Source organism: Streptomyces sp. A 4/2 (genome assembly GCF_940670765.1).
Taxonomy (GTDB): Bacteria; Actinomycetota; Actinomycetes; order Streptomycetales; family Streptomycetaceae; genus Streptomyces.
The window spans coordinates 17,429-42,884 of the sequence record NZ_CALNVW010000044.1 but is presented as its reverse complement, the minus strand read 5'-3'; the positions used below and the strand labels follow the sequence as shown (position 1 = coordinate 42,884).

Below are 25,456 nucleotides of genomic sequence, written 5' to 3'. Positions count from 1 at the left end.
GATTTTCACCGAGCCCCACTCAGGCCCCTTGGCTTTGTGGGCAACATGGACGTCCGTACGACGGCGCCCACAAGCGATCACGTCTTCGACCGGAACGATTGTGACGGTGCAGCCGGCGCGATGGAGCCAGCGCGATGGAGCACCCGATGACCGACGTTTTTCAGTTGTCCGGCCGTCCCCGCATGCCGGGAGTGTCCACCGATCACCAACAATCCTGCCTCCCGACTGGCCTCCGCGAGGACATCGCCGGCCGGCCCCTCCACCGCATAGCTACGGACGGGGACGCCTTCGTGACGCTCGGCGGCCCCGGCGACCGTCCCGTCAAGCCACTGCTGAGCCTGACGACGATGGGCGTCGCGCGCCTCGTCGTACTGCCCGGTGTGGGCCGTGGCGCTCTCGGTACGCGGGCAAATCCACGCATGCACCACCGCCACACCCCTGTCACGCCGGCGTGCCTCGCCGAAGGCGTAGTCCAGAACCTCGAGGAATGCGGTGCTGCGCCCCAACCCGACCACGACCCCACCCTGTTCGTCCCGCCGATGCCGTCGGACCACCCTGACGGCCCGTCGTAGGGATGCCGGGGGCAGGGAAGACCACGAGGGCTCGCCAGCTGGCCAAGGAGCACAACGCGCTTCGGCTGACGCCTGATGAGTGGATGATTCCGTTGCCCGTCGCCAGGCGCTCACTCCGGATCAGACCTTCCCGATGAACGAGGCGGACCTCTTGAACTGGAGGATGCTGTTCGAGGAGCCGGTTGCCGCAGAAGAACTCGATGGGGATGAGATTGGCCCCCCGCCTCCTGATTGGCCAAGTGGGCCCGAGTGGGCCGCCGATCGGTGGCCATCTTTCACTGCCCGCTCCTGAGGCAGGAATTCGTGGGAAAGTGGGTTCCTGGACGGGACTCTGGGCCGGTCCGGGTGAAGTTGCCGACCGTGAACTTGAGAACGATCAGTCCCGGTTGGCCTCGCGGGAGGCGGGCTGTCCGCTCCTTCGGGAGGACCGCCGGGTGATGCGCCTGGTCATCAGCGTGATCGCGGCCCAGGTGATCAACGATTCCGAGTGCTGGATGAGCCGTTCGTAGTCGCGGGCATGACGGCGGGCATGCATGATCCACGCCAGCGACCTCTGGACGACCCACCGACAAGGCAGGATGACGAACCCGACGGCGTCCTTCGGCCGACTGATGGTCTTGAGCGTCAGGTCCAGATGTTTCTTCGCACAAGTCACCAGCTGTCCGGCGTAACCGGAATCGGCCCAGACGATCGTGATCTCGGGGTACATCAGCCGCAGCCGGAACAGCACTTCCTTGGCCGCTTCGCGATCGGTCATGCCGACCGGGGTGACCATGACGAACAGCGGCAGGCCCTTTGCAGCCGGTGTCGACGACGTAGCGGATCGCGTCGACGATCTCGCGGCGAGAGTGCTTCTCAGGGCGTCCCCCTTTGGGGGACTCGCAGGCCGGCGGCGGGAGAAGGGGTTCGATGAGGGCCCATTCGTCGGGGAAGGTGTCGGAGGGGTAGCAGCGGCTCCGGGACAACTCGAACCTCCCTTCCAGAGACGGGAGTTGGGGAACGGCCGCGCCGTCTCCCAACCCGGTCAGGTGTCGATGAAGTCGGAGATGATGTCGAGCGTGGACTCGACCGAGCTGAGCTGGGTGTTCAGGTGCTTGATCCACCGTCCCTTCGGCTGGAGAACGGCGTGCGGGCCGACGACGGCGGTGATGAACCGGCGGATCTCCGTCAGCTCCTCCCTCACGAACCCGAGTTCGTATGCCTGGAGCTCGGCGGTGTCGGTGCAGAACCGGTAGCCGTCCTTCTTCGTCCAGATCAGGGGCGGCCAGCCCCGTTCGGAGATGATGTCGCGCAGGCAGGCCAGGCCCGCGCGGGTCTGGCTGGGTGTCAGTGCGGGCTGAGCGGGGTCACGGGGCGTTCCAGAGATCCCTCAGCTCCGCCCAGGTGGGCGGGCCGACCGATTGGATGCCGGTGTTCGCGGGGTTGCGAAGACCGCTCAGGACGAGGTCCAGGTAGCGCAGGTGCAGTTCGACCGCGCGCTCGGTGGTCGTGGGCAGGCGGGCGTTGAGGTGAGCGAGCAGCAGCAGGAGGTCTGCCGAGCTGAAGTCCGGGCGTAGTGCGCCGGACCGGTGGGCGGCGTCGACCAGGACGTCGAGTGCTGCCCGGAGGCAGTCGTCCGCGGCGTCCACTTCGTCGGTGGCTGGCAGGCGGCCCCCTATGAGAGGGAGGAGGGAGCCGGTGCCGGTGGTGGACAGCGTTGCTCGCAGGAAGGCGACGAGTGCGGCCCAGGGGTCGGGGTGGTCGGCCATGGCGGTGCCGGCCAGGGATGCCAGGTCGTTCATGCCCTCCACACGCAGCGCCTGGGCCAAGTCCTCTTTGGCGGGGTAGCGCCGGTAGAGACTGCCCATGCCTACGCCGGCACGGCGGGCGACCTCCGAGACGGGGGCGTCCCAGCCGTGTTCGGCGAAGACTTCACGTGCCGCACGCAGGATCCGCTCGTCGTTGCGGTCGGCTTCCTTCTGGCGTCCGCGGGGCGGTTCGGTGCGGTCGGCGCGCATGCTCGTGCTCCTTCGGTGCGGCAGTCAACGCGGGTGCTGCCACATGGGCGGGCTGACTGGGTCAGTGTGGGTTGCTGAGGACGGGAACCGGTGCTGCCAGTGCTGCCACGGTGGGCTCGGGTGTGGGCTCCTCGTGGTGCGGGCGGATGCGCAGGGCCCCGACGAGCAGGATACCGAGGGCGCCGAGCGCGGCGGCGACCCAGAAACCCACCGTGAAGGCCTTCTCGGCGGGCACGGGCGTGCCGTCCACGGTGAAGGTCTGCAGGAAGCCGACGGAGAGCTGGCTGCCCACGGCGCTGCCGACCGTCCGGATGACGGTGTTCAGCCCGTTGCCTGCGGCGATCTCGCGGCGCGGCACGAGGGCCGCGACCAGGTCGGCGAGCGCTGCGTACCCGTAGCCCGCACCGAGGCCGATCAGGCAGAACCACAGCGCGAGCTGCGTCGGGGAGCCGTGGAAGAACGCGGTGAGCACGGCTCCCGACGTCATCAGCGTCATGCATGCGGCCAGGGGTGCCCGGGCTCCGAGCCGCCCACGCAGCCAGTGCGCGGTCCGCCCGGCCAGGACGACGCAGACCGAACTCGGCAGCACCAGCAGTGCGGCCTGGACGATGGTCAGGCCGCCTCCGTAGGAGGCCGCCGGGCGGAGCGCAGGCGGCAGGCCGTTGGGCAGCTGCAGCAGCTGCGGGACCAGGACGTAGAAGAAGAACGGCACGACACCGATCAGCAGCGCCGCGAGGTTGGTGACGAGCATCGGCAGATGGGTGATGTGCCGGAGGTCGAGGATCGGGTCGGACCGGCGGGCCGACACCACGCCGAGTACGGCGAAGAGCGCCACGGCGGCCGCGAAGAGCGACAGCACTCCGGCGGAGAGCCAGCCCCACTTCGTGCCTTCGGTGATCGCCAGGAGCAGGGCGACGAGCCCGCCGGCCAGGAGAACGGCCCCGGGCACGTCGACGCGCTTGCTGTGGCGTTCCGGGCTTTCCGGCACCCAGGCGATGACCATGAGGGTCGCCAGCGCGATGAACACCGCTTCGACGCCGAACATCCAGCGCCACGAGGTGTGCTGGATGATCAGGGCGCCCAGGACCAGTCCGATGCCCGCGCCGCCGCCGAGCATGGCGGCGGTGGTGCCGAAACTGGAGGCGATCCGTTCCCGGGGCATCGCTTCGCGGACGATGGCGAGGGCCAGTGGGAGCGAGGCCATGGAGGCGCCTTGCACCGCGCGCATCGCGATGAGGAAGCCGATGTTCGGGGCGGCGGTGCCCCCGAGGGTGCTCGCGAGGAATATGAGCAGGACGATCACGAGGAGTCGTCGGTGGCCGTACTTGTCGCCGAGCAGGCTCAGTACGGGGGTGAGGACGGCCCCGCCGAGCAGGAATGCGGTGATCAGCCATCCGGCCGTGGCGGTGTCGGTGTGCAGGCGTTGCGCGAGCACGGACATCGCGGGAATGACCAGGGTCTGCATTAGCGAGAAGCAGCCCACCGCGGCAAGCAGTGCCGCCAGCACCAAGTTCGGTCGCGATGCCATCGCGCCACGGTGCTGGGTTCTGTTGTCGTCCACTGACGACTCCTTCTGAGGTTGAGGGCGGCGGCAGCACGCCGCGTGGGAGCGGGGGCGGTACGCCCGGCATAGGTCCGGCCGCCGTCCCGGGCGCCGATGTGATGGCGGCTGGGCAGGAGACGCGGAGGCGTCACGACCGCGCGTGAACCGCGTGCGCCGTACTCGCACGCCGCGAGTGTCATGCCGCCCGGCCGGTGAATGTAAATCTATCGGAGCGGAGCGCTCCGTTCAAATTTGCCCGGTCAGCCGGGCGCCGAGGAGATCGTCGACGCGTACGCGAAAAACTCGGCGTACAGCGATGTCCGCCGGTTCGCCCGTCTGCCCGACCGCAAGCGGGAGATGCGCGCGGCCTACGAGCAATCGGCCGAAGCAGGACTGGGACGGCCTGTCGGCGGGGCATGGGCGCAGGGCGCGGCCGCTCTGCAGGATCTAGACCATGAGCGGGACGGCGAGCCGGGCTGGGTGTTGTGTCTGGTGGCCGGATGTCCTCCGGTCGCCGTCGCCGCGCCCGTCTGGCAGGCGATCGCCGAAGCCGGTCGGCATGCACCGGGCCAGGGTCCACTCGCGGCCATCGGCTTTCCCTGCCCGCCCGAGGGCATGGACACGCCGTGGGTGATCGCGGCCGACTCACGGAGTGTGGACCTCGACGGCGGATCGTGGGGCGCGGGCCGCCTGACGTGTTCGGAGCGCGGCGTGTGGCGGTGGCAGCCGCTCCCCCGCTTCAGCCTCAACCAGGGCCGGTCGGCCGAGAACTGGACTGCCGGGCAAACGCCGACGCTGCACCTGCGCGCCGTGGTGAACCTGCCCTGGGCCAAGGCTGGCCGGCTGGAGATCAGCAAACCCCGGCGCGCTCTGCTCGAGCAGCAGCTTCCGCACAGCCCGGTGGCCGGGGCGGTGACGATGCCGTCCAAGCGCCGGGGCTCCAATCTGCCCGCCACTCGCTGGGAACGGGGGCCCTTCGGCAACTCGGCCCGCTGCGTCGGCTACTCGTGCACGATCGCCGGACCGGACGGCGGCCCGGCCCTGAAGACGTCCGTCATGCTCGCCCTGCCCACCACGATGGAGTCCACCGGGGTCGCCTGCGCGGACGTTCTGATCGAGAACCCGCAGGCGTGGGCGGCAGCCGTTGGCCCCGGCCGGGACACGCGGCTGGGCTTCGAAGAGGTCCAGGCCGTGCTGCTGAACACGTGGGAGACGGCTACCGAGCTGCTGCCCGACATTGTCGGTGACCCAGCCGGGCTGTCGTTTGCCGCCCCGCCCACCACCGAACTGCGGATCACGTGCGAACAGCCCGCCGACAACGGCGTCCTGCCGACCCTGGACTCGCTCGTCGACCTGGCGTCGCTCGGCACGAGCGACGGTGGCACCCTCTCGCGGATGGCTGTCACCATCACGGCCGCGCCGACCATGGGCCGGGGGCGGAGCGCCAGAGCCTGCTGCGGGAGGCGCTGATGCACATGGCCCGCGAGTTCGGGTACGTCGACGCGGAGGTGGACCTGCTGTAGGTGGGATACCGCGCCCCTGGGAGAAGGCGGCCAGGTCCGCTGGATGCGCGGGTCGAGTGGCCCCGTAGCCGCGCAGCGCGGGACTTGCGCCGACCCCAGGTCACCCGGTGGCGTCCCAGGCCTGTTCTTCGTCGGCAACAGCGAGCCGATCGTGTTCCGATCGGGCGGCTTCCAGCAGGCGCCGCCAGGACGTGACCAGAGGGCGACGTCGCAGCAGAGCCCGCCGTTCGCGCTCACTTCGCCCCAGATTCCGTGCTCGATGCGGTTATCGCGAGCGTAGGCGCGGCATTCGGTGCGCACCGGGCAGCCGGTGCAGAGTGCCTTGGCTCTGCGTCCGGCCCGTGGACCCCGGAGCCACCGCATAGACCCGTCCCGACGGTGAACTGCCCGCGACTGTGGCGGGCTACAGCTCGGAACGCGGGCCCGTGACCATGTCTGGTCCGTCCGGATGATCAGGGGCCGCAACTCCGGTGTTCGAACGGTCCCCCGGGCCGAGTCGGTCCGGGTAGCCCGCCGGTCAGGTCACTCCCACTCCACCCTGACCTCCGAGACCTCCATCAGGCCGTCGAGTTCGACCCGGCCGACGGTCTGGGCGGGGCTCACCGTGAGGCCGTCCCGGCGCACCAGATCGAGGAGGCGCTCGGCGAGCGGCAGCACCATGTGGCGGCCCCAGCAGCGCTCGTTGGCGTGGCCGAACGGCAGGTATCCGGGGTGGTCGTCCGGGTCCAGATCCGCCCACCGCTCGGGGAGGAAGGCATCGGGCTCCTCCCACAGGGCGGGGTCGCGGTGGCTGAGGAGGGGCAGCAGCAGGACGTCGTCCGCCGGGCCGATCCGGGGGTCCACCGCGGTGAATTCGGGCGAGGCCACCCGGAGGATGTTCCAGGAAGGCGGCAGCAGCCGGAGCGCCTCCGCGATGAGATGCCGGTTCGGGACGGCGTCGTCGAACGGTGCGCCCAGCCAGACCGCGTTGGTGGCCAGCGCGGCCACCGTGAAGCAGATCGGCGCCGCCACCCGCCGGTAGAGGTACATGGCGTACCGGCGGTCCGGGTAGGCGGCGGCGTCGAGGACGAGAGTGGCCAGCTTCGAGAGGGGTTCCGTGTGGCTGGGGCGGCGCAGCAGGGCGGCGCCCGACGTGACGGCGGACCAGGTCAGTTTCGGGGTGAGTTCCAGCCGGCGGTCCACCAGGACCCGGAAGCGCCCGAGCTCCCGCCCGAAGACCAGGTCCCGGAGGTAGTCGTGCGGCACCTGCGGCCACAGGCCGGTCAGGTCGGCCGGCGTCTCCAGGGGGCGCTGGAGCGCCTGCCGCACATCTGCCGCCACCGCCTGCATGTAGGCGGACGCGTCGGCCCGCTCGACGTTCCGGCCGCGGACGGGTTTGAAGGTCGGCCGCTCCTCGGTGTTGGCGGGCCGGCTGCGGAGCAGGGCGTCCAGCAGGTCGGCGCCCGCGACGCCGATCGTGTCGGGTTCCAGCCGGAACAGATCCTGGCCGGTGTGGCGGCTGAGCAGCGCGTCGATCTTGGGTGCGAAGCGCACCTGCCGGCCGCGGTGGCTGACGATCGGTCGCTGGGACATCGGGAACCTCCGGGAGCGCGGGCCGGTGGCGGGCCATCGGGTCAGGCCCCCCACCGGCTTCCAGAACCTACGGGCGTGGGCCGGTCAGATCCAGCCGTACCAGGCGTACGCCTTGAGGCTCTTGTCGCTGCGCATCCGCTTCACGAGACGAACGAACTTCATCCGGACCTCCATGGCGGGGAAGGTTCTGTTCCCCAGTTGCAGGCCGCCGAACGGTCTTCGGCTGCGGCAGAAGTGAATGCCGAGGCTCCCACGGCGTCAAGTGACCTGCGTCACCGCAAAGAACAGCCACCCGATGTTTGGCAGTAGTTCAGAGTGTGCGGTGGCAATATGCCCGCGGCAAGGCGGTCGATTGATCCCGATGTAGTGGATGCACATCCCAAGTACCGTATAGAACTGCAGTATTGGCGGTTGCGATGTAGCAGCGGAGATTTTACGGAACGGGGGCCCCTGGCGCCTGCGGACGCGACCCGACCTGCCGAGCACGCGGCCCGTCACGGGGTGTCGGTGGAGACGACATACACCCTTCTGGCATGCGACAGGGTCCGGTCCACCGTGATGTCCACGGTCGGCTGCGGCTGCTTCTGGGTGAAGGTGGTGGGACCTTGACCCAAGGCCGGGTGGTTAGCGTTTTCGCTGGTCACGCAAGTGGGGCTGGGGACCATGGTGTTGCGGCGTAGAGGCCGGGGCCGAGCTTGCGGACGAGCCCACCGACGGCCCACCGATTCAGTTGTCCGTACATGGCTTCCAGGGTGATGTCGCCGAAGTGGGCGGCGATGTCGCGGGGTTGCCAGAGGCGCCTGCGGTCTTCCTGGAGGAGTGCCAGGATGCGGTGTCGGCGCCGCCCGGCGGGGTTGGCGTGCCGGTCGTCCCGGGATGCTGTGGGCAGCGCGGGTGACGGGTCCACGGGTTCGAGGACGGTGACGTCGAGGCGGGTGACGGTGCGGCTGGTGTCGGGCCGGCCGTCGGCGTGGCGCTCGCTGTAGCGGGACATCGGTGACTTGACCTTGCGGGTACTGACCCGCTGCCGGCGGGGCGGGAGCAGGCCGGTCAGGATCCGGCGGCCGATTGTCCCGAGAAGAGTCTCCCGATCGGTGTCCGCGCTGACGATGCCCGCGGCCTGCATCACCTGGTCGCGGGCGGTGTGGAGCGCGATGCTGAAACAGCAGCGGTGGCTTCGTTGATCTCCAAAGGTTCTGGCACAGATCTTGGGGAGATCTGCGACGCGTACGGCTACCACCCGTTCGAGGGCCATGCCCAGGGCCGGAGGTTCCGGGCGTTCCTGCACGGTCGGGCGTGGACGCCGCACGCCGAGGGGCCGAAGGCGTTGTTCGATCACGCGGTGGGCTGGCTGCGCCGGCACCGGGTGCTGTTGCCGGGGGTGAGCGTGCTGGCCCGGCAGGTGTCCGAGGTCCGCGTCATCGCGGAGAAGCGGCTGCACACCACCGGCGCGAAGGCCGCCCGGCAGGCCGACCCCGCGCTGCCCGGTGATCTGGTCGCCACGCTGAAGACGCCGGAGGGCAAGCGGTACTCGGAGCTGGAGCGGATGCGCCAGCCGCCGACGCGGACCGCTGGTACTGCGATGAAGGGCGCGTTGCAGCGAGTTGAGGACGTCGCCGCCTTCCAGCTGGGCCGCCTGAAGCTGGAGCTGATCGAGCAGAGCGGCTGCGATGTGGACGTGGCGGCCCTGTGGGCGGCGCTGGAGGAGGTCGCGCCCCGTGCGGCGCTGTCCAGCTTTCGCGGCCACCGTGGTGGTGAGCCTGGTCCCCGAGGACGACGGCACGGCCGAGAGTGCGCTGCGCGGGGCGCTGGCGTTGCGCTACAACACCGTCAAGCCGTTCCTGTCGCTGCTGGGCGAGTCGAGGGCGCTCGGGGCGGCGACCGGCGGGATGCGCATCCTGACCGGGGGGAAGCGGCTCCCGGCGCTGTCGCGGCGGAAGGCGGGCGAGAAGCCGCTGCTGCCGCGGGAGGTCGACGACAAGCTGGTGCCGGGGCACTGGCGCAAGGCGGTGTACGCGAACGCCGAGCTCCCGCAGGGAGCGGTCGACCGTGACGCGTATGTGGTGTGCGTGCTGGAGCAGCTGTTCCGCGCGCTCCAGCGCCGTGACACCTTCGCGTCCCCCTCGCACCGTTGGTCCGACCCGCGCGCCCGCCTGCTGGACCGCAAGGGCTGGGAGGCGGTGCGCGAGGACGTCCTGGCCGGGCTGAGCCTGGAGGAGGACACCGAGGAGCACCTGCGGGAGCTGACGGAGGTTCTGGACGCGAGGTGGAAGCAGATGGCCGAGCACCTGGAGGAGGCCGGAGCGGACGCGAAGATCAGCATCGAGGTCCAGCCCAACGGGCGGGCGAAGCTGAACGTGGAGAGGCTCCACGCGCTCGGCGAGCCGAAGTCCCTGGCCTGGCTGCGCAGCCGGGTCGAGAAGATGCTTCCGAAGATCGACCTGCCGGACCAACTGTTCGAGGTACACGCCTGGACCGGGTTCCTGGACGCCTTCGTGCACCTGGGTAACGGCCGGACCCGTATGAAGGACCTGACCACCTCGCCCGACTCGCGTCCATCAATCCTGACCGGGTCAAGATCCCCGACACCGGGGAAGGGCGTCGTCTGCGAGCCGCCCTCCGGCGCGTGCCCGCGGCTGCCAACAGGTGGCTCTGCGTCGTCTTCTGCTCCTCGATCGTGGCGTGGCCGGGGGCCAGGGCTGTACGTGAACGGGCCAGGAGCACCGTGCCAACGGCACCAGCAGTTGTCGTGACGCCGAGCACCACGGTGGCGGCTTCGTAGATCCCAGTCACGGGGAAGGTCCTCGGGGAATTGGAGCCGGGTCTCTGGACGTCGAGCGGGATGGCCAGGGCACCCCACGCGGGGATATCTGACGTCCGCAGACTCGACGGCTAGTACTCCAGCCGGACTTCTTCATTAGCGCTGGTCAGCGGTTCGAGTGTGGGGAGTGTAGCGGGCTGGAACAGGGGTGGGGCGGTCTTGGCCGGGCCGTCCCACGAACGTGTGGCCGCGCTGCTTGTAGTGGCAGTGTTTCGGGCATTCCGACCGCATGGACGATGTACCAACAAACCTGTGGGAAGAGGAACTTGGCGAGCTCCTCTTGCGGATCGGGGGCCGTTTTACCCGCGTGGAGTCCAGGCGTCGGATGCGGGACTACGTCCGTGGGCTTCTTGGCCCGGTGGGCCGCAAGAATGGCTGGCAGCTCGCCGAATACGCCGGGCACGCCACCCCCGACGGGCTGCAGCACCTGCTCTCCCGGAGCCGCTAGGAGGCCGACGAGGTCCGCAACGACCTGCACGCCTACGTCGCCGAACACCTCGGCGCGGACAACGGAGTGCTGATCATCGACGACACCGGCTTCGTGAAGAAGGGCACCACCTCAGCCGGCGTCCAGCGCCAGTACTCCGGTACCGCAGGCCGCACCGAGAACTGCCAGATCGGCGTCTTCGCCGCCTACGCCACCACCCGCGGCCACACCCTGGTCGACCGTGAGCTCTACCTGCCCAAGTCCTGGACCGAGGACCGCGAACGCTGTCGGGCCGCCCGTGTCCCCGACGACCGCGCCTTCGCCACCAAGGGAGAGCTGGCGAGGGCCACCATCCTGCGGGCCCTCGCCTCGCCCCTGCCCGTTGGTTGGGTCACCGCGGACTCCGCCTACGGCCAGGACTCCCACTTCCGTCGCTTCCTCGAAGACCATCAGCTTTCCTACGTCGTGGCCGTGCCCAAGTCCCAGCAGGTCCACGGTCCGCGCATCGACCACCTCATCGGCCAGGCGCCGCCCGAAGCCTGGCAGCGGCTGTCCGCAGGAAGCGGCGCGAAGGGCGAGCGCTTCTACGACTGGGCCGCAGCTCGCCTCCCCGCAGTGTGGGAATTCGACGGCGACGAACCGACCCGGCAGCGCTGGATGCTGGCCCGCCGCAGTATCGCCAAGCCCGACGAACTCGCCTACTACCTCGCCAGTGCACCCCTGGACGCCACCGTCGCCGACCTGGTGCACGTCGCCGGCTGCCGCCGGAAGGTCGAGGAATGCTTCCAGAGCGCGAAGAACGAATGCGGCCTGGACCAGTACGAAGTCCGCCGCTGGGTGGGTTGGTACCGGCACATCACCCTCGCCATGCTCGCGCATGCCTTCCTCGCGGTCCTGGCCGCCCAGGAACGAGAAAAGGGGGCATCGAACGGGACACACCCGACCTCGTGGACCTCACACCGGCCGAGATTCGACGTCTGCTGGCAACTGGACCCCGCCACCGTGCTCCGGACCGCAACCACGCGATGACGTGGTCCCACTGGCGTCGCCGCCACCAAGCACGCGCCCGCCGTTGCCACTACACACGGCGCGGCCACACGTTCGTGGGACGGCCCGGCCAAGACCGCCCCACCCCTGTTCCAGCCCGCTACACTCCCCACACTCGAACCGCTGACCAGCGCTAATGAAGAAGTCCGGCTGGAGTACTAGGCCGTGTCTCTTTGGTCGATTGGTCAGTTGATCGGACATGTCTGTCCGGCTGGTGATCACTGATGCGATGTGGGACCGGATCGAGCCGCTGATGCCGGCCGACCCGGTTCGTGGGCGGCGGTGGGCCGACCACCGCCGAACCCTTGAAGCCATCGCGTGGAAGTACCGCACGTGCTCACCCTGGCGTGACCTGCCGGACGAGCTCGGCTCGTTCCAGAACCGCTCACAAACGGCTGCTCAGATGGGCTGCGGACGGCACCTGGAAACGCATTCTGGCCGCGCTTCTGGCAGCGGCCGACGACGCTGACAACATCGGCTGGACCGTGTCGGTGGACTCCACCGTCTGCCGAGCCCACCAACACGCTGCCGGAGCCAGGAAAAAGGGGCTCCAGACCAGGCCGAACCCGACGACCACGCGCTCGGACGCTCCCGCGGCGGCCTGAGCACGAAAGTCCACCTTGCTAGCGACAGCCATGCGCGGCCGCTGGCCGTCCGCGTCACCGCAGGCCAGGCAGGTGACGCGCCGGCCTTTGAGGCCGTCATGGCCGACATTCGTGTTCCGCGACGTGGGCCTGGAAGACCGAGGAGCCGACCGGATGTCGTCCTGGCCGACCGCGCTTATTCATCCCGCGCGATCAGGAACCACCTTCGCCGACGCGGAATACGTGCCGTCATCCCTCAGCCCGCCGATCAGGTCGGTCACCGCCTTCGTCGCGGCAGTGCCGGCGGCCGACCGCCCGCTTTCGACGCCGAGACGTACAAGCAGCGCAACGCGGTCGAGCGTTGCATCAACCGCCTCAAGCAATGGCGCGGCCTGGCCATGCGAACCGACAAGCTCGCGATCGCATACGAGGGCGCGCTCCACCTCGCAGCCATCTTGATCTGGACGCGAGCGTAGGTGCGGGTCAGCGGGAGCTGTGCGCCGCCTGGAGCGTCTCCCATTCCAGGGCGGGGAACTCGTAGCCCCAGCGCTTCCGGTACCCGTCTGTTCCGTGTTCGGAGAGAAGCTCCTCAACCATGGTCATGAAAGCCTCGACAAACGCCTCGGTTGGTAGCCGGCCTGCCCAGACCAGTTTCGCGTCCGACCACCAGGACGAGGGTTCGTTCAAGTCCGCGAACTCCACGATCTGTACGAAGACTTCCTTCTCTGTCTGGTTGAAGAAGACCCTCGTCCCGCTTGGCTCGTTGAGGAACGTCACGAAGGTCGCACTGCACCCACGGAGTAGATCCCGGACGCCGTTCATGAACGCGGCCAGAACCTCGGGTCCTACATAGGAGGCGTGCACCTTCTGTTCCGCAGCGTTCACTGACCATGACCAGGTGGCCCACCCAGACCCGCCGAGCTTCCATTGCATGCTCTGGCCGTGCGCCAAAGAAACGTCGAATGGACTGTGAACCATGCCTTCCCCCTGCGCCAGGCGGTGCTGGCCCTAGAAATTACCGAGCCAACCAGGACTCGATTACGAGCATGACGATGCCACAGACGGATCTGAGAGACAGGCTCTAGAGGCGGACGGAACGGGGGAAGCTCAGGTGCTCTTGCCAACCGGGCGGGATAGAGCTCATGTGGTGGTGGGGGCGTCAAACTGCCTTCAGATCCAACGGTTTGGAGCCTGATCACCAGCCTGCCCTGGCCGTCATCCGTCGGACCAGACGGCCGAAGGCTTCGAGGGTCATTCAGATGAGCCTTCGAACTCTCGACTCAGTCACCAGATGCGGGCATTTCCGGACGAGTCGAGTCGACACGGCATGTTCTCGCCCGGGAAATGACCCCCGATATGAGCCGCTGGGCAACGGGACGTCACCTTCGGACAAATGCCACGGCAGGAACGGGGTTGGCCAAGCCGCACACCGCCCCATTTCCCTTTCGATCTCCCCGGGCTCTCGCCTCGATGCCGTTCCACACCGCAACGGGCCGAGTCGCCGCCCCAGTCTTCGCGATGAGAGCGAGCCCGTCGTGACTTCTCACTTGCCCCGGTGACGCCTGATCGCTGGATGGGACGAGCATCCCCTCGGTGTCGGCTGCCACCCCATCGGGGGGGGCGGCGATCAACCAGGGCCACGCCGCAGGGTGGGCGCCCGTTGCTGACGACAACGCGGTCGATGCCCTCCTCAGCACCCACGCAAAAGGGGGCAACTGTCTACGACACCTCCGACGTCTACGGTCTCGGCCACTCTCTGAGACTGCTGGGCCGGATTCTTGCCCAAGTGCCCGTAAGGAAGTTCGGATCACGTGCTCGATCGGGGCCTCCAGAGGTACTGGCCCTCAACGCACACAGCCCTCTCAACCTGCACAGCCAGGCGGAGCAAAGCCTGGAGAACCTGGGCGTGGAGTACCTCGGCCTACTCACCTTGAACCACACCGACTTCGGACCGCACGACTGCTACCTGGAGGACGGGTGCCACGCCGACCCATCCTGTTCCGGCCCGCAGCGAGGGTCCGACACCAACCGCGCAAGAGCCTGATCGGGTGCCGCCCAACCCGCGTCCACTCGAACGTGTGAGTTCAAAAGCGTCCAGGCCCACAGGCACTGCCCTGTACATCATGACCGTATTTACGTTCGAAGAATTCGTCCGTCCGAGGCCGTGACGGCCCCGGACGGACGGCGTTTCTTAGAGCACCAGTACCCCTCGCGCGCCCAGATGGAGGATGAAATGAATCCTGTACTCGCCCCCGTGTATCAGCCTCTTGGATTCGAACAACGACAGCCTGCTGCGGACCATCTCTCTGTCGATACGCAGAGGGCCGACGCCGACGTCTGCCGCTCATCACAACCGGATACGGAGTGGGCAGCATGAGCGAGCCCACCGATGCAGCAGCCGACAACATCCCCAGTCCGCGCACCACCCCGGCCGCGGTACCACCGCCTGGACCGCAGCACGAACCTGACGGCTCATGCGCAGCCGAGGCAGTTGAGGAGGTCTCCCCCTCGGAGACGACTGGCCCCGAGCCCCAGATGCGGTTCGTCGACCTGACCGGCAGCCGAGAAGCGGCCGGCCGCTCCATCCGCATGCGCGACATGGCCCGGCGCCTGCCCCAGCTGGTCCGGCGGTCGCTGGCACTCGCCTGGCGGGTCGACCGGCGGGCCACCACCGGCCTGCTGCTGTGCCAGACGGTGGCCGGCATGATGCAAGCCCTGGGCCTGATTGCGATCAGCGGTACCCTCACCGCACTGCTGACCAGCGGAGATGTCTACCACCGGCTCCTTCAGGCATGGCCGTCCGTAGCCCTGTTGGCCACCGCTTCCGGAGTGCGGGCCCTGTTGGGGATTACCGTCAGTTGGCTCTCCTCCCGGCTGAGCCCTCTCATGTCGCGCGAGGCCGAGCAGATGCTGCTCACCGGCTGCGCCGAGGTGGAGCTCGCCGCCTATGACGACCCCGACTTCAACCGTGACCGGGAGGCCGCCGACCGCGGAGCGCAGGTCACCGGTGATTTGATCAACGAGGGCCAGGACCTGATCGCCTCGGCTGCCTCTTTCCTGGCCGGGGCCATCGTGCTCGCCGGTGTGAGCTGGGTGCTCCTTCCCCTCCTGGTCGCGGCCAGCCTGCCGCAGGCCCTTGCCCAGGTCAGCGCCGCCCGGGTCCGCTACCTGGCGAACCTGCGGAGCAACGGCGACAACCGCATGCTGTCGGTGCTGCGTTGGCACATCTTCACCCGCGAGGCAGCCGACCAGATCCGCGCCGGCACGATGGCCGGTTTCCTGTCCGGCCGGTACCGGCAGACGGTGACCCGGATCAACCGCGAGGACCGGACCGCGGCCGACAAGGGTGCCCGCATGTCGCTGGTCGGCGCGCTGTGCGGCGGCCTCGGATCGGGAGTGGTGTGGGCGGCGGTGGTGTGGCTGCTGGCCACCGGCCGCATCAGCGTCGGGCACGCCGGCACGGCCGTCTTCGCTCTGCAGACGGCGGGCCAATCGGTGCGCGGGCTGGTCGCCGTCGGGGCCCGTGCTGTGCGCACCGGCCTGTACATGGACGACTGGAGCAGGTTCCTCGACTTGGCCGGCGGATACACCATGCGCCGCGGCGAGCACCGGCCGACGCCACCCGATGAGATCGAGATCAAGTCGGTCTCGCACCGCTACGCAGGGAAGGACCAGGACGCGCTGTCCGACGTATCGCTCACTCTGCGCCGGGGCGAGGTCACCGCACTGGTCGGCTTCAACGGCTCAGGAAAGTCAACGCTGTCGAAGCTGGTCAGCGGCCTGTACTTGCCCACGGGCGGGCAGGTGTTGTGGGACGGCGTCCCCACCGACGATGCCGACCCGCAGTCGCTGTGGCAGCAGGTCGCCCTGGTACCGCAGGACTACGCGCACTGGCCGCTGACGGTGCGCGAGAACGTGACCCAGGGGCAGCCCACGGCCCGCGGTGACGCGGCGGTGCGTGAAGCGTGCGAGGCCGCCGACGCGGACGAGGTCGTCGACAAGCTCGGCGCCGGCCTGGACACCCTCCTGGCCCGCGAGTGGCTGAACGGGGAGGAGCTGAGCGGCGGCCAGTGGCAGCGCATCGCGCTCGCCAGGGCGTTCTTCCGCGAGGCAGGGCTCCTGGTCCTCGACGAGCCGACCGCGAACCTCGATCCCCGTGCCGAGTTCCGGATCTTCCAGCGGCTGCGGAACCTGGCCCAGGACCGGGTGGTGTTGCTGGTGACACACCGCATCACCAACGTGGCCGTCGCCGACCGGATCGTGGTCCTCGACGAGGGCCGAGTCGTGCAAGAGGGCACCTACAAGGACCTCGCCGGACAAGAGGGCGGCCTGTTCCAGCAGTTGCTGTCCTACCAAGTCACCTCGGAGCCGGACGGCGAAAGGCACGGGACCCGCGCATGAGGGACCCCGACATTACTTCACAAGCTTCGCCCGGGTCCGCTACCCCGGCTGCCCCGCACACCGTTGCCCCATCCACCAGTCCTTCCATGTTCCTCCGAGGTGTTGACGTGCCGATCGCTCGCCCCCGCGTCCGCGCGACCGTCGGCAGCTATCCGACTCGGCATCCGTATGAGCGAGAGTCTCTTGCCGGGCTGCTTGCCGCCCTGGACAGCCCTGACGATCCGTCCAACCGCACGACGCTTCCCGGCAGGTCGGAGGTGGGGCGATGAGCGCCCGGTCCGGCGACATGGTCGTGGCGGGAGTCTTGGAGCTGCACTACCGCATCATCCCGACCGACGTCTCCGAGGGGCCGTCAGGGACGGCCACCTGCAACTACGTGGCCCGGGATACCGACGGCCGGCGATGGTTCGTGAAGGCCTATCCGGTGAGCGCTGATCTGGGCGCCGAGCGGCGCTCCATCGAGCTGGCCGAGTTCGCCGCGCTCGGCGGGGCCCCAGTGCCGGTGATGCGCCGCACCCTCGACGGTGATCTCATCGCGACGGGCGGCGGGTTGTCAGTGTCCGTCGCCGCGTTCGTCGAGGGTGCCGAGACAGCGGAAGGCGGTCTGTCCGGCAAGCGGTGGGCCGCTGTCGGCGAGACCGTGGGCCGGCTGCACCGCACGCTCGCCCGCCACCCGGCCGGACCGCCGTGCCGCGTGCCCGTCCGGCAGGTCTGCGATGTAAAACGGGCCCGGCAGCGCCTTGAAAGACTGCTCGCCTGTTTCAGCAAGAGGCCGCCCACCTCGGAGTTTCCCACCTGGGCACGGGAGACCGCCGTCCGACGGAACGAGGCGCTGCCTGCCGTGGCCGCCATGCTCGAAGAGCTCCCGGCGTCCTTGACCGTGCAGACCGTCCACGGCGATCTGGCCTCGCCCAACCTGCTCCTGCGCGGACAGCAGGTAGCGGCATTGATCGACTTCCGGCCGCCCGGTCACCGGAGCCCCGCTTGGGAGCTCGGGCGGATCGTCCTCGACCCGCGCACCGTTCTGGCAGAGCCGCACTGGCCCACCGGCCTGGCCGAAGCGATCACCGTATACCGGGCAGCCAACCCAGCGTTGCCGGCCGAAGAACTCCTCGCCGTACCTCGGGTCGCCGCCGGATATCTGGCGTGTTCGGTGTATCCCCTGTCCGAGGCCGTCGATGACCCTGCCGCTGTCACCCCGGAGCTCGTGGCGTACGGCCGGAACCGGCATGCGGCCATGGTCGAGCTGCGCGAGCGCCTGACGGAAGCCGAGGAGGTGCTCCATGACCTCCTCCATTGACCCCTCGTCCTCTCTCGCCACCCGGCCCTCGCTGTGGCGACAGCGCAACTTTCGGCGCTACCTGACCGGGCAGGCAGCCAGCGTGACCGGCAGCTCGATCAGCACCATGGTGATCCCCGTGCTGGCGGTGCTCGAACTGGACGCGACCACCGCCGAGGTCGCCTGGCTGACGTTCCTGGGCCAACTGCCGCCCGCACTGCTGGCCTTGCACGCCGGGGCCCTCGCCGACCGCCACTCCAAGCGGAAGCAGATGATCACCGGTGACCTCATCAGCGCCGCCGCGCTGACCAGCGTGCCGGTGGCGGCCGCGCTGGACCGGCTGTCCCTGGGCCAGCTGATGGTGGTAGCGGCCGTACAGGGCGCGGCGGGCGTACTGCACGACGCTGCCGCGATCAGTCTCCTGCCCAGCCTGGTCGACCGGTCCCTGATCCAGCGGAGCAACAGCCGCATCGGCGGGCTCTTCTCCGTCGCCGCCACCGCGGGCAGCAACCTCGGCGCCGCCCTGACCGCGCTCCTCGGCCCGGCCCGGGCGCTTCTCGGGGACGTCCTCTCCTACCTCGTCAGCGCTTGGTGCACCGCCCGCATTCAGGCCCCCAAAAGCCCCCGGTCAGCAGCGGAAAGCCGCCGACTGCACACCGAGATCGGTGAGGGCCTGCGCTACGTGCACGGCGACCACCGGCTACGCACACTGACCCTCGTCAACGCCACGACGTCGGCCGCCCTGGCACTCCTCAACACCCTCTGGGCGCTCCACCTTTTCCGGTCCCTTGCGATGAGCGCGACCGCCTTCGGCGTGGTCCTGGGACTCGGAGCTCTGGGCGCGGCGGCCGGCGGACCCGGCCCCTGGCCCGGAGCCGTCATCGGCGGGCCCGCCGCCGGGCGCGCCCCTCTCGCCCCGTACCTACTTCCTGCCCACCAACATTCGAGGTGATCACGTGCCGCCCTCCCGCTCTCACATCCGCGCGACCGTCGAGGCCTATCTCAGCCGGCACGCCGAGGAACGGGGCGCTCTGGAAGGGCTGCTGGCTGTCCTCGACGGCACCGAGGAGCCGTCCAGCCGCGCCACGCTGCCCGGTCACGTCACCTGCAGCGCGGTGGTCATCGACCGCGACCGTCGGGTGCTCCACATCGGTCATCGGGTGACAGGGCTGCTCCTCGCTCCAGGCGGCCACGCTGAGGCGGGTGACCGTACGCTCCTGGCCGCGGCCGTGCGCGAGGTATGCGAAGAGGCCGGGCTGTGTCCCGGCGACCTGTGCCTGACTCCGCAGTTCCTCGACGAGCCGATCGACGTGGACGTCCATGACATCGACGCCGATGCGGCCAAAGGCGAGCCTGCTCACCAGCACTTCGACTTCCGTTTCGCGTTCTACCTCACCGCCGAGCAACCGCCCGCGCTCGCTCTCCAGGACGAGGAAGTCGCCGGGGCCCAGTGGCTTCCGTACGCCGACGTGCGCTCCCCTACGCTGCGGGCCAAGCTCCTCGCTGCCGAGCCGCACGGCCTGGATGGGCGCCCGGAGCCCGTCAGCGCCAACGCCCTGATCCACGACGGAGCTGGCCGTTACCTCCTTCATCTACGAGATGACCGCGAAGGCATCTGGGAGCCGTGGGTCCTGGCCCTCGTGGGAGGCAAACGGTCGCGGGACGATGCCGGCCTCGAGGCGACACTGCGGCGCGAGCTGGCAGAGGAGACGCCGGGCCTGGAGCCCACGGGCCTGATGCCTTTCGCCGTCCAGGAGGCGACGAGCGTCGACGGCCTGGCGGTGCCCATCAGCGTCTACGCCGGGCACTGGAGCGGTGATGCCGAGGCAGTGGATCTCCGCGAAGGTGTCCTGCTGACGTGGTGCACCGTGGACATGCTAGACCGGCTGCGCCTGAGCCCCGGGCTTGAGGCGCTGATCCGGCGGCACGCCGCCGAGCACCTCGCGGCGGAGGAGCCGGCGGTCGGCACTGGGCCGCTGGCCGACGAGGTCCCGCCGGGAACCCAGCTGCACATCGTGGGTGTCCACCTGCACCTTCAGGACGACCAAGGCCGGATCCTCCTGGGGCTTCGCCACCCGAACTCGGCCTATGCGCCGGACACCTGGCACTTCCTGGCCGGCCACTGCGAGCGGGAGACGGCGATCGACTGCCTGGTACGCGAAGCGAAAGAGGAAGCGGGCCTTACCATCGCGCCCGAGGACGTCGATCTCGTCCACACGGTGCACCACGTCGACTCCCCAGACGCCCGGCCGAGGATCGGGCTCGTCTTCCAGGCCCGCTCCTGGACCGGCGACCCGGAGGTCCTGGAGCCCGACCGGTGCGTGGAGTGGCGGTGGTGGAAGCCGCAGGACCTGCCGGAAGCGGTCGTGCCGTACACCCGCATGGCGATCGACGGAATCCTTTGGGGGCGCCTGTACTCCGAGCAGGGCTGGGGCGAGCGATGAGCACTCTGGACACCTGTTCCGCCGCCGGCCCGGTCGGCGGGGCCACGCCGACGGATGCGGAAACGGATTCGGCAGCCGCGCGGGCGGTGATGGTCGCCCGGCTCGAGGAGGAAGGGACTCTGGGGCCGGGCCCGGTCCGCGACGCTCTCCTCGCGCTGCCCCCGCGAAGTGCTGATGCCGCAGGCGTACGTACGGCGCAGCGTGCCGGGAGAGGAGGTGCCGCGGTGGGATCTGCTGGACTGGTCGGCGCCGCTGGACCGCCCCGAGCTGCTCGGGCTGCTGTACGGCGGGGCCAGTGTGCTCGTCCAGCATGACGGGGAGCCGTTGCTGGGCCGGGCGCGCGGGACGCGGTCGGGGGCGTCGATCACGTCGATGTCGACGGTGATGGGTTTGACCGTCGAGCTGCTGGAGGAGCTGGATCTGCGCCCGGGTCTGCGGGTGCTGGACGTCGGGACGGGCGCGGGGGTGACCGCCGCAGTGGCCTGCCAGGTCTGCAGCGACCAGGGGGTGGTCACCCTTGATCGGGACCAGCACCTCACCGACGCGGCCGCCGCCCGCCTGGCCGATCTCGGCTTCCGGCCGCAGGTGGTGTGCGGTTCGGGCGAACAGGGCCTCCCGGGCCGGGAGTTCGATCGGATCTTCCTGTCGTACACGGTGGAGTGCGTGCCGACGGCCCTGGTGGAGCAACTCGCGCCAGGCGCCGAGCTGCTGGCGCACGTGACCAGCGCGTCCCCGTCGTGGCCCGGCCTCGCCGTCGTCCGGCGCACCGCAGACGGGTATGTCACTGCGGAGCTGCGGGCCGTGGAGTTCGCCCACCGTGCCGGGCACGGCATGGCGCGGATCTGGCTCAGCGAGGAGTTCCGGCAGCGCATGGCCGCCGAGTCCGGCGCGTGGACCCAGCGGAGCATGCTGGCGCCGCCCGCGGACAGCGACCGCGGATTCTGGCTGGCGGCCGATCATCTCCTCGGCGGAGGTCTGGTGCGGGACTTCGGCGCTGAGCACCTGGCGATCGGCGCACCCAGCTGCGGATCCTGGATGCGCGCGGAGCCGGTGGGCCACCGGCGCTGGAGCGTCACCGTCGACGGCCCACGGGACATCTGGAAAGAGATCCAGGACCTCGCCGACCGGTGGCGGGCCGCATGCTCTCCCGACCGCTACCGCCTCTACTTCGACGCGGACGGCGGGCAGCGCGCCGCGTCCGAGTGCGGACGCCTGGCATGGCAACTACCCGCCCCCCGGCCGCTCGATGAGGGAGCCACCTCGTGACCTACCCCGACGGGCCCCTTCCGGGCCTTGCACCGGATCAGGAATCCATGTTCGACGGCGCGGCGTTGACCTACGCCCGCCACCGCCCCGGCCTGCCGGAGGCAGCGGTGCGCCTACTCGCCGGCACGCTGCGGGGCCGGCCGTCCCCGGTGCTGCTCGACCTGGGTACCGGAACCGGGCAGGTGCCCTTCGCGCTCCTGTCCGCCGGCGCTGCCCTGACGCACATCGAAGTGGTCGACGTCAGCCAGCAGATGCTGCATCAGGCCAGGCAGGCCCTCCAGCCTGTGCTCGGTCACTGCACCCTCACCCTCGTCCACGCGGCGGCCGACGCCTATGAGCCGCTCGCGACGCTGCCGGGCGAACCGGACTGCGGCCCGGACCTGATCACCTTCTGCCGGTCCTACCACTGGATGAACGGTGAGGCGGTCCTGGAGATGGCCGACCGGGTTGCCACACCGGGTGCCGCAGTGGCGATCATGGGCGACGGGAGCCTGTGGACCCACGACGCGGCCTGGACCCGTGCGCTGCGCGAGTTGATCCAGCGCTACCTGGGCGCCGGGCGCCGGGCGGGCGCCCGCCGTTCCTACGCCGAGCCCCGCCGCTCGTACGAGGAGGACCTCGCCGACTCGGCGTTCAACGACGTCACCGAGCACCTCTTCCCGGTGACCCGCGCGTGGGCGCCGCAGGAGGTACTCGGCTACCTGCGCACCACGTCCTTCGCCGCTCCTGAGCTCTTCGCAGAGCGGCACCAGGCGTTCGAGGACGAGGCCCTCGCCCTTCTCCACGCGCAGGCGGTGGACGGGTCTCTGGTCGAGGACGCGATGTTCAGGGTTCTGCTCGCCCGCCGTCCGGAGGGAGCGCGGTGAGCGGCGGGCAGCGGCACACCGAGCCGGTGGACGTCCACTTGATCCTGCGCCGGGAGACCGCCGACGGGCCTCAGGTTCTGCTGTCCCGGCGGGCCGGGCAGGTGTACGCCACCGGCCTGTGGCACCTGCCGTCGGGGCATCTGGACGGTCCGCACGAGGACGTGGTCACCGCCCTGATCCGCGAGGCACGGGAGGAGACCGGGGTCGTCATCGACCCGGCCGACGTGCGGGCCGCCGTGACCGTGCACCACCGAAGCCCAGGAGGCGCCTCGCGTACCGGGCACTTCTTCGAGGTTCGGCGGTGGAAGGGCGAGCCCGAGATCGCCGAGCCGGACGTCTGCGACGCGATGGACTGGGCGCCCCTTACCGCCCTGCCCGCCCAGATGGTGGCGTACTGCCGTGCGGGCCTGGACGCCTACAGCGCCGGCGCGCCGCTCGCCGTGCACTTCCAACTGCCCGGCGACAGCATCGCCTTCGACCCCGGCGCCGACCGGCTGCGCCTTGTGCCGGACGTGACCGGCCAGGCGTCTGCCGCCCGTCCCGACGCTGCGGTCGTGCAGTTCGCGGAGCGGGCGGTCGGCCGGATCGCGCAGTGGACGGATACCTCATGGGCGCGCGAGGAGAGCCGCGTGTGGCGGGTCCACGGCGTCCAGAGCGGCACCTGGTACGTGAAGGTGCACCAGAGCGAGCGGTTCCACGGCAGGGAAGTGCGGGGGCTACGGACGTGGGCGCCGGAGCTGGGGGCGGCCGCGCCCCGGCTGGTCGCGGCCGACGAGACACTGCGGGCGGTGGTCCTCACCGCGGTGCCGGGCCGCCCGCTGCACGGTGCCGTCCTTGCCCCGGACCGGGAGAGGGTGGTCTTCCAACGGATCGGCGCGCTGGCGCGCCGCATCCACCAGTCCTCTCCCCCACGGCCCGCTCCTGCCGGCAGCGGCCCGGCCGTGGCCAAGGCCGACCGGCATCTGGCCGGGGCACGGTCTCATCTGCTCCCGGGTGATGAGGAGTTCGTCCGCGACCTCGTCCGGCAGGCCGAGGATCTGCAACCGTTGGAGTGGGTGGAGACCCACGGAGATTTCCAGCTCCGCAACATCCTCCTCTACACCCCTGACGCCGCGAACGGCCCGGCCGATCCCGACGTCTTCGTGGCGGTGATCGACCTTGAGCGCAGTGAGCCGGGACCGGCCGTACGGGATCTGGTCCGCCGGTCCGACGCCTGGGCCGGCCGCCCTGACCTGTTCGAGGCATTTCTGGCCGGGTACGGCAGGTCCCTGACCGCCGCCGAGGAGGCCCGCCTCGTCATCGACGCAGCTCTCGATTCCGTGAGCGGGATCTCGTACGGCGCCGCCCACGGTGACCCCGAGCTGGTCGAACGCGGCCGCCGGACGCTGGCCCGCCTACGCGCCGAACATCATGCAGCCCTCTCACCGACAGGAGATGCGACATGAACGCCGACACGGCACCCACTGCCGAGGCCGAGCCGCACGACGCCGCCGGACGAACACCGGTCCGCGCAGCAACGCCCGCTGACGCCGAGGCCATCATCCGGATCCGTTCCGAATACGTCCTATCCTCACCGTTGACCGAGGAGTGGGTCCGGCGGTGCACGGACGAGCTGGCGCCACGGCTGACGCCGGAGGGAGACGCGCGGGCCTTCGCCGTCGACGCCCCGGACGGCACGATGGCCGCCTGCGCCCTCGGCCTGATCCACCCCGTCCTGGCGGGGCCGGCCTACCCCCGGGGCCGGGCCGCCCGCGTGCACGTGGCCGCCACGCACCCGGACCACCGGCGCCGCGGCTATGCCCGGGCCGTCGTCTCCACACTCCTCGACCACCTCGCCGACGTCACTCTGTTCGAGCTGCATACCAGCACGGAGGCCGCGCTCCTGTACCGGGAGTTGGGCTTCAGCGGCAGTCCGGCACTGATGCGGATGACCCGTCGCAGCCAGCCCGTCGTTGGAGCGGCCGGTGCGCAGCCGGACTCGACGTGGGTGCCGCCGCAGCAGTATGCCGACTCACTGCCCCGGGCGGCCGCGTTCGTGTGCCTCTACGCCACCGACGAGGACGACCGGCCGCTCCAGCTGCACTCCGTCTACTCCCCCGGCCACCCCTGGCACATGATCGGCGGCGCGATGGATCTGGGCGAGCGGCCCTGGGACGCGGTGGTGCGTGAGTGCCGGGAAGAGACCGGCATGACCGCCGTGGGTCCGCCCCGGCTGCTGGCCACTGTGTACGGGCAGCCCCGGGCGCAGCGTCCGTACAGCACGCTGCAGCTGATCTTCGATGGCGGTCGCCTCACCGATGAACAGATCCGGGGCCTCACTCTCGACGCGCGCGAGCACGACGAGGCCCGCGTCCTGCCCCTGGCCGAGTGGGAGGCATTGATGCCGGCCCGCGATTTCGCGCGGCTGCGCGCTGTGGAAGGCGCCCGCCGTACCGGCGTGGCCGCATACGTCGACACCTGGGGGGACGCATGACCACCAGCAGCATCGTCTTGATGTCCGACCGGCGGGTCGCCGCGATCCCCGTCCAGGAGCGCGGCGAAGCTCTCATCGACGTCCGCAAACAGGACACGGCGGGCGCATGGACCACGTCCGCCAGGGCGTGCTCACGCGGCTGCAGCAGGCGCAAGCGCTGCTCCCCGGCGGGCAGTTGCTGTTCATCGAGGGTTACCGGCCTCCGTCCCTGCAGCGCCGGTACTTCGAGGAGTACTCCGGCAAGCTCGCGCGTGTCCATCCGGGCTGGCGGGCCGCCGAGCTTCGGGAGGCCGCCAGCCGCTTCGTGTCACCGCCGGAGATCGCGCCGCACTCCGCCGGCACGGCCGTCGACGTGACGTTGATCGACGACCAGGGCCCGCGAGCTGGACATGGGCACGCGCATCAACGCCTCCCTCAAGGAGTCGCCCCCGACCTGGGCGCCCGGGCCCGCACGAACCGGGCCGCTCCGGGCGGCGCGCTGTCCACCGCAGGCTTGATCAATTACGGGACTGAGTGGTGGCACTGGTCGTTCGGCGACCGGTACTGGGCGCTGCAGACCCAGCAGCCGACCGTCCTCTACGGCCTCGTGGAACTGCCCTGACACCGCGCCACCACCCCGCCTTTCACGAACGAGGAGCGAT

20 protein-coding genes and 5 pseudogenes are annotated in these 25,456 nt (G+C 69.9%); 15 read left to right on the top strand and 10 right to left on the bottom strand.

Features of this window, described 5'->3' with window-relative positions:
• Positions 1–77 precede the first annotated feature (77 nt).
• Positions 78–515, bottom strand: coding sequence for a universal stress protein (locus NBY69_RS30275; RefSeq protein WP_250305084.1), 438 nt, complete (start codon positions 513–515; stop codon positions 78–80).
• Between the two features lie 59 nt (positions 516–574).
• On the opposite strand from NBY69_RS30275, the gene NBY69_RS37725 reads away from it, so the two are divergent.
• Complete coding sequence (locus NBY69_RS37725) at positions 575–709, top strand: hypothetical protein (RefSeq protein WP_329164319.1); 135 nt, start codon at positions 575–577, stop codon at positions 707–709.
• A 176-nt stretch (positions 710–885) separates the two neighbouring features.
• On the opposite strand, the pseudogene NBY69_RS30265 reads toward NBY69_RS37725, so the two are convergent.
• From NBY69_RS30265 to NBY69_RS30250, 4 genes and pseudogenes are all read right to left on the bottom strand, one after another.
• Positions 886–1,537, bottom strand: a pseudogene (locus NBY69_RS30265) (transposase); the annotation flags it as partial.
• A 59-nt stretch (positions 1,538–1,596) separates the two neighbouring features.
• Positions 1,597–1,755, bottom strand: a complete 159-nt coding sequence (locus NBY69_RS30260; RefSeq protein ID WP_250305083.1) for a hypothetical protein — start codon at positions 1,753–1,755, stop codon at positions 1,597–1,599.
• Positions 1,756–1,918: 163 nt separating this feature from the next.
• Positions 1,919–2,569, bottom strand: coding sequence for a TetR/AcrR family transcriptional regulator (locus tag NBY69_RS30255; RefSeq protein ID WP_250305082.1), 651 nt, complete (start codon positions 2,567–2,569; stop codon positions 1,919–1,921).
• A gap of 61 nt (positions 2,570–2,630) precedes the next feature.
• On the bottom strand, positions 2,631–4,130 hold the full coding sequence (locus NBY69_RS30250; RefSeq protein ID WP_250305081.1) for an MFS transporter: 1,500 nt from the start codon (positions 4,128–4,130) through the stop codon (positions 2,631–2,633).
• 234 nt (positions 4,131–4,364) lie between these two features.
• Here NBY69_RS30250 and NBY69_RS30245 point away from each other — a divergent pair, with 234 nt between their 5' ends.
• Complete coding sequence (locus NBY69_RS30245) at positions 4,365–5,582, top strand: hypothetical protein (RefSeq protein WP_250305080.1); 1,218 nt, start codon at positions 4,365–4,367, stop codon at positions 5,580–5,582.
• Between the two features lie 153 nt (positions 5,583–5,735).
• Here NBY69_RS30245 and NBY69_RS30240 read toward each other — a convergent pair.
• From NBY69_RS30240 to NBY69_RS30225, 4 genes and pseudogenes are all read right to left on the bottom strand, one after another.
• A pseudogene (locus tag NBY69_RS30240) lies at positions 5,736–5,998 on the bottom strand (WhiB family transcriptional regulator).
• A 159-nt stretch (positions 5,999–6,157) separates the two neighbouring features.
• Entirely contained in the window at positions 6,158–7,207 is a 1,050-nt protein-coding gene (locus NBY69_RS30235) for a cytochrome P450 (protein WP_250305079.1), read from the bottom strand.
• 84 nt (positions 7,208–7,291) lie between these two features.
• Positions 7,292–7,381 (bottom strand): tryptorubin family RiPP precursor, encoded by a 90-nt coding sequence (locus NBY69_RS30230; RefSeq protein WP_020930389.1) that lies wholly within the window; start codon positions 7,379–7,381, stop codon positions 7,292–7,294.
• Positions 7,382–7,847: 466 nt separating this feature from the next.
• Positions 7,848–8,201, bottom strand: coding sequence for a hypothetical protein (locus NBY69_RS30225; protein WP_250305078.1), 354 nt, complete (start codon positions 8,199–8,201; stop codon positions 7,848–7,850).
• A gap of 219 nt (positions 8,202–8,420) precedes the next feature.
• On the opposite strand from NBY69_RS30225, the pseudogene NBY69_RS37720 reads away from it, so the two are divergent.
• The 3 pseudogenes from NBY69_RS37720 to NBY69_RS30205 form a co-directional block, all read left to right on the top strand.
• A pseudogene (locus NBY69_RS37720) lies at positions 8,421–9,750 on the top strand (DUF4158 domain-containing protein); the annotation flags it as partial.
• 507 nt (positions 9,751–10,257) lie between these two features.
• A pseudogene (locus NBY69_RS30210) lies at positions 10,258–11,484 on the top strand (IS701 family transposase).
• Positions 11,485–11,701: 217 nt separating this feature from the next.
• Positions 11,702–12,562 (top strand): annotated as a pseudogene (locus NBY69_RS30205) (IS5 family transposase).
• Between the two features lie 7 nt (positions 12,563–12,569).
• Here NBY69_RS30205 and NBY69_RS30200 read toward each other — a convergent pair.
• Entirely contained in the window at positions 12,570–12,971 is a 402-nt protein-coding gene (locus NBY69_RS30200) for a hypothetical protein (RefSeq protein ID WP_250305077.1), read from the bottom strand.
• A gap of 688 nt (positions 12,972–13,659) precedes the next feature.
• Here NBY69_RS30200 and NBY69_RS37715 point away from each other — a divergent pair.
• The 10 genes from NBY69_RS37715 (at position 13,660) to NBY69_RS30155 (ending at position 25,416) form a co-directional block, all read left to right on the top strand.
• Complete coding sequence (locus NBY69_RS37715; protein WP_353961847.1) at positions 13,660–14,130, top strand: aldo/keto reductase; 471 nt, start codon at positions 13,660–13,662, stop codon at positions 14,128–14,130.
• Between the two features lie 491 nt (positions 14,131–14,621).
• Positions 14,622–16,487: an ABC transporter ATP-binding protein gene (locus NBY69_RS30195; RefSeq protein ID WP_250305112.1), complete on the top strand. Its 1,866-nt coding sequence runs from the start codon at positions 14,622–14,624 to the stop codon at positions 16,485–16,487.
• A 265-nt stretch (positions 16,488–16,752) separates the two neighbouring features.
• Complete coding sequence (locus NBY69_RS30190; protein WP_250305076.1) at positions 16,753–17,787, top strand: phosphotransferase enzyme family protein; 1,035 nt, start codon at positions 16,753–16,755, stop codon at positions 17,785–17,787.
• A complete protein-coding gene (locus NBY69_RS30185) occupies positions 17,771–18,718 on the top strand; it encodes an MFS transporter (protein ID WP_250305075.1) in 948 nt (315 codons plus the stop codon). Before NBY69_RS30190 ends, NBY69_RS30185 begins: the two co-directional genes overlap by 17 nt.
• Positions 18,719–18,722: 4 nt before the next feature.
• Entirely contained in the window at positions 18,723–20,210 is a 1,488-nt protein-coding gene (locus NBY69_RS30180) for an NUDIX domain-containing protein (RefSeq protein WP_250305074.1), read from the top strand.
• 174 nt (positions 20,211–20,384) lie between these two features.
• Complete coding sequence (locus tag NBY69_RS30175) at positions 20,385–21,476, top strand: protein-L-isoaspartate O-methyltransferase (RefSeq protein ID WP_250305073.1); 1,092 nt, start codon at positions 20,385–20,387, stop codon at positions 21,474–21,476.
• Positions 21,473–22,342 carry a class I SAM-dependent methyltransferase gene (locus NBY69_RS30170; RefSeq protein ID WP_250305072.1) on the top strand — a complete coding sequence of 290 codons (870 nt, stop codon included), beginning with the start codon at positions 21,473–21,475 and terminating at the stop codon, positions 22,340–22,342. The genes NBY69_RS30175 and NBY69_RS30170 overlap by 4 nt, the downstream gene beginning before the upstream one ends.
• A complete protein-coding gene (locus NBY69_RS30165; protein ID WP_250305071.1) occupies positions 22,339–23,787 on the top strand; it encodes a phosphotransferase in 1,449 nt (482 codons plus the stop codon). Before NBY69_RS30170 ends, NBY69_RS30165 begins: the two co-directional genes overlap by 4 nt.
• Complete coding sequence (locus NBY69_RS30160) at positions 23,784–24,815, top strand: GNAT family N-acetyltransferase (protein ID WP_250305070.1); 1,032 nt, start codon at positions 23,784–23,786, stop codon at positions 24,813–24,815. Before NBY69_RS30165 ends, NBY69_RS30160 begins: the two co-directional genes overlap by 4 nt.
• Before the next feature lie 106 nt (positions 24,816–24,921).
• Positions 24,922–25,416, top strand: coding sequence for a M15 family metallopeptidase (locus NBY69_RS30155; RefSeq protein WP_250305069.1), 495 nt, complete (start codon positions 24,922–24,924; stop codon positions 25,414–25,416).
• The last annotated feature ends 40 nt before the right edge of the window (positions 25,417–25,456 follow it).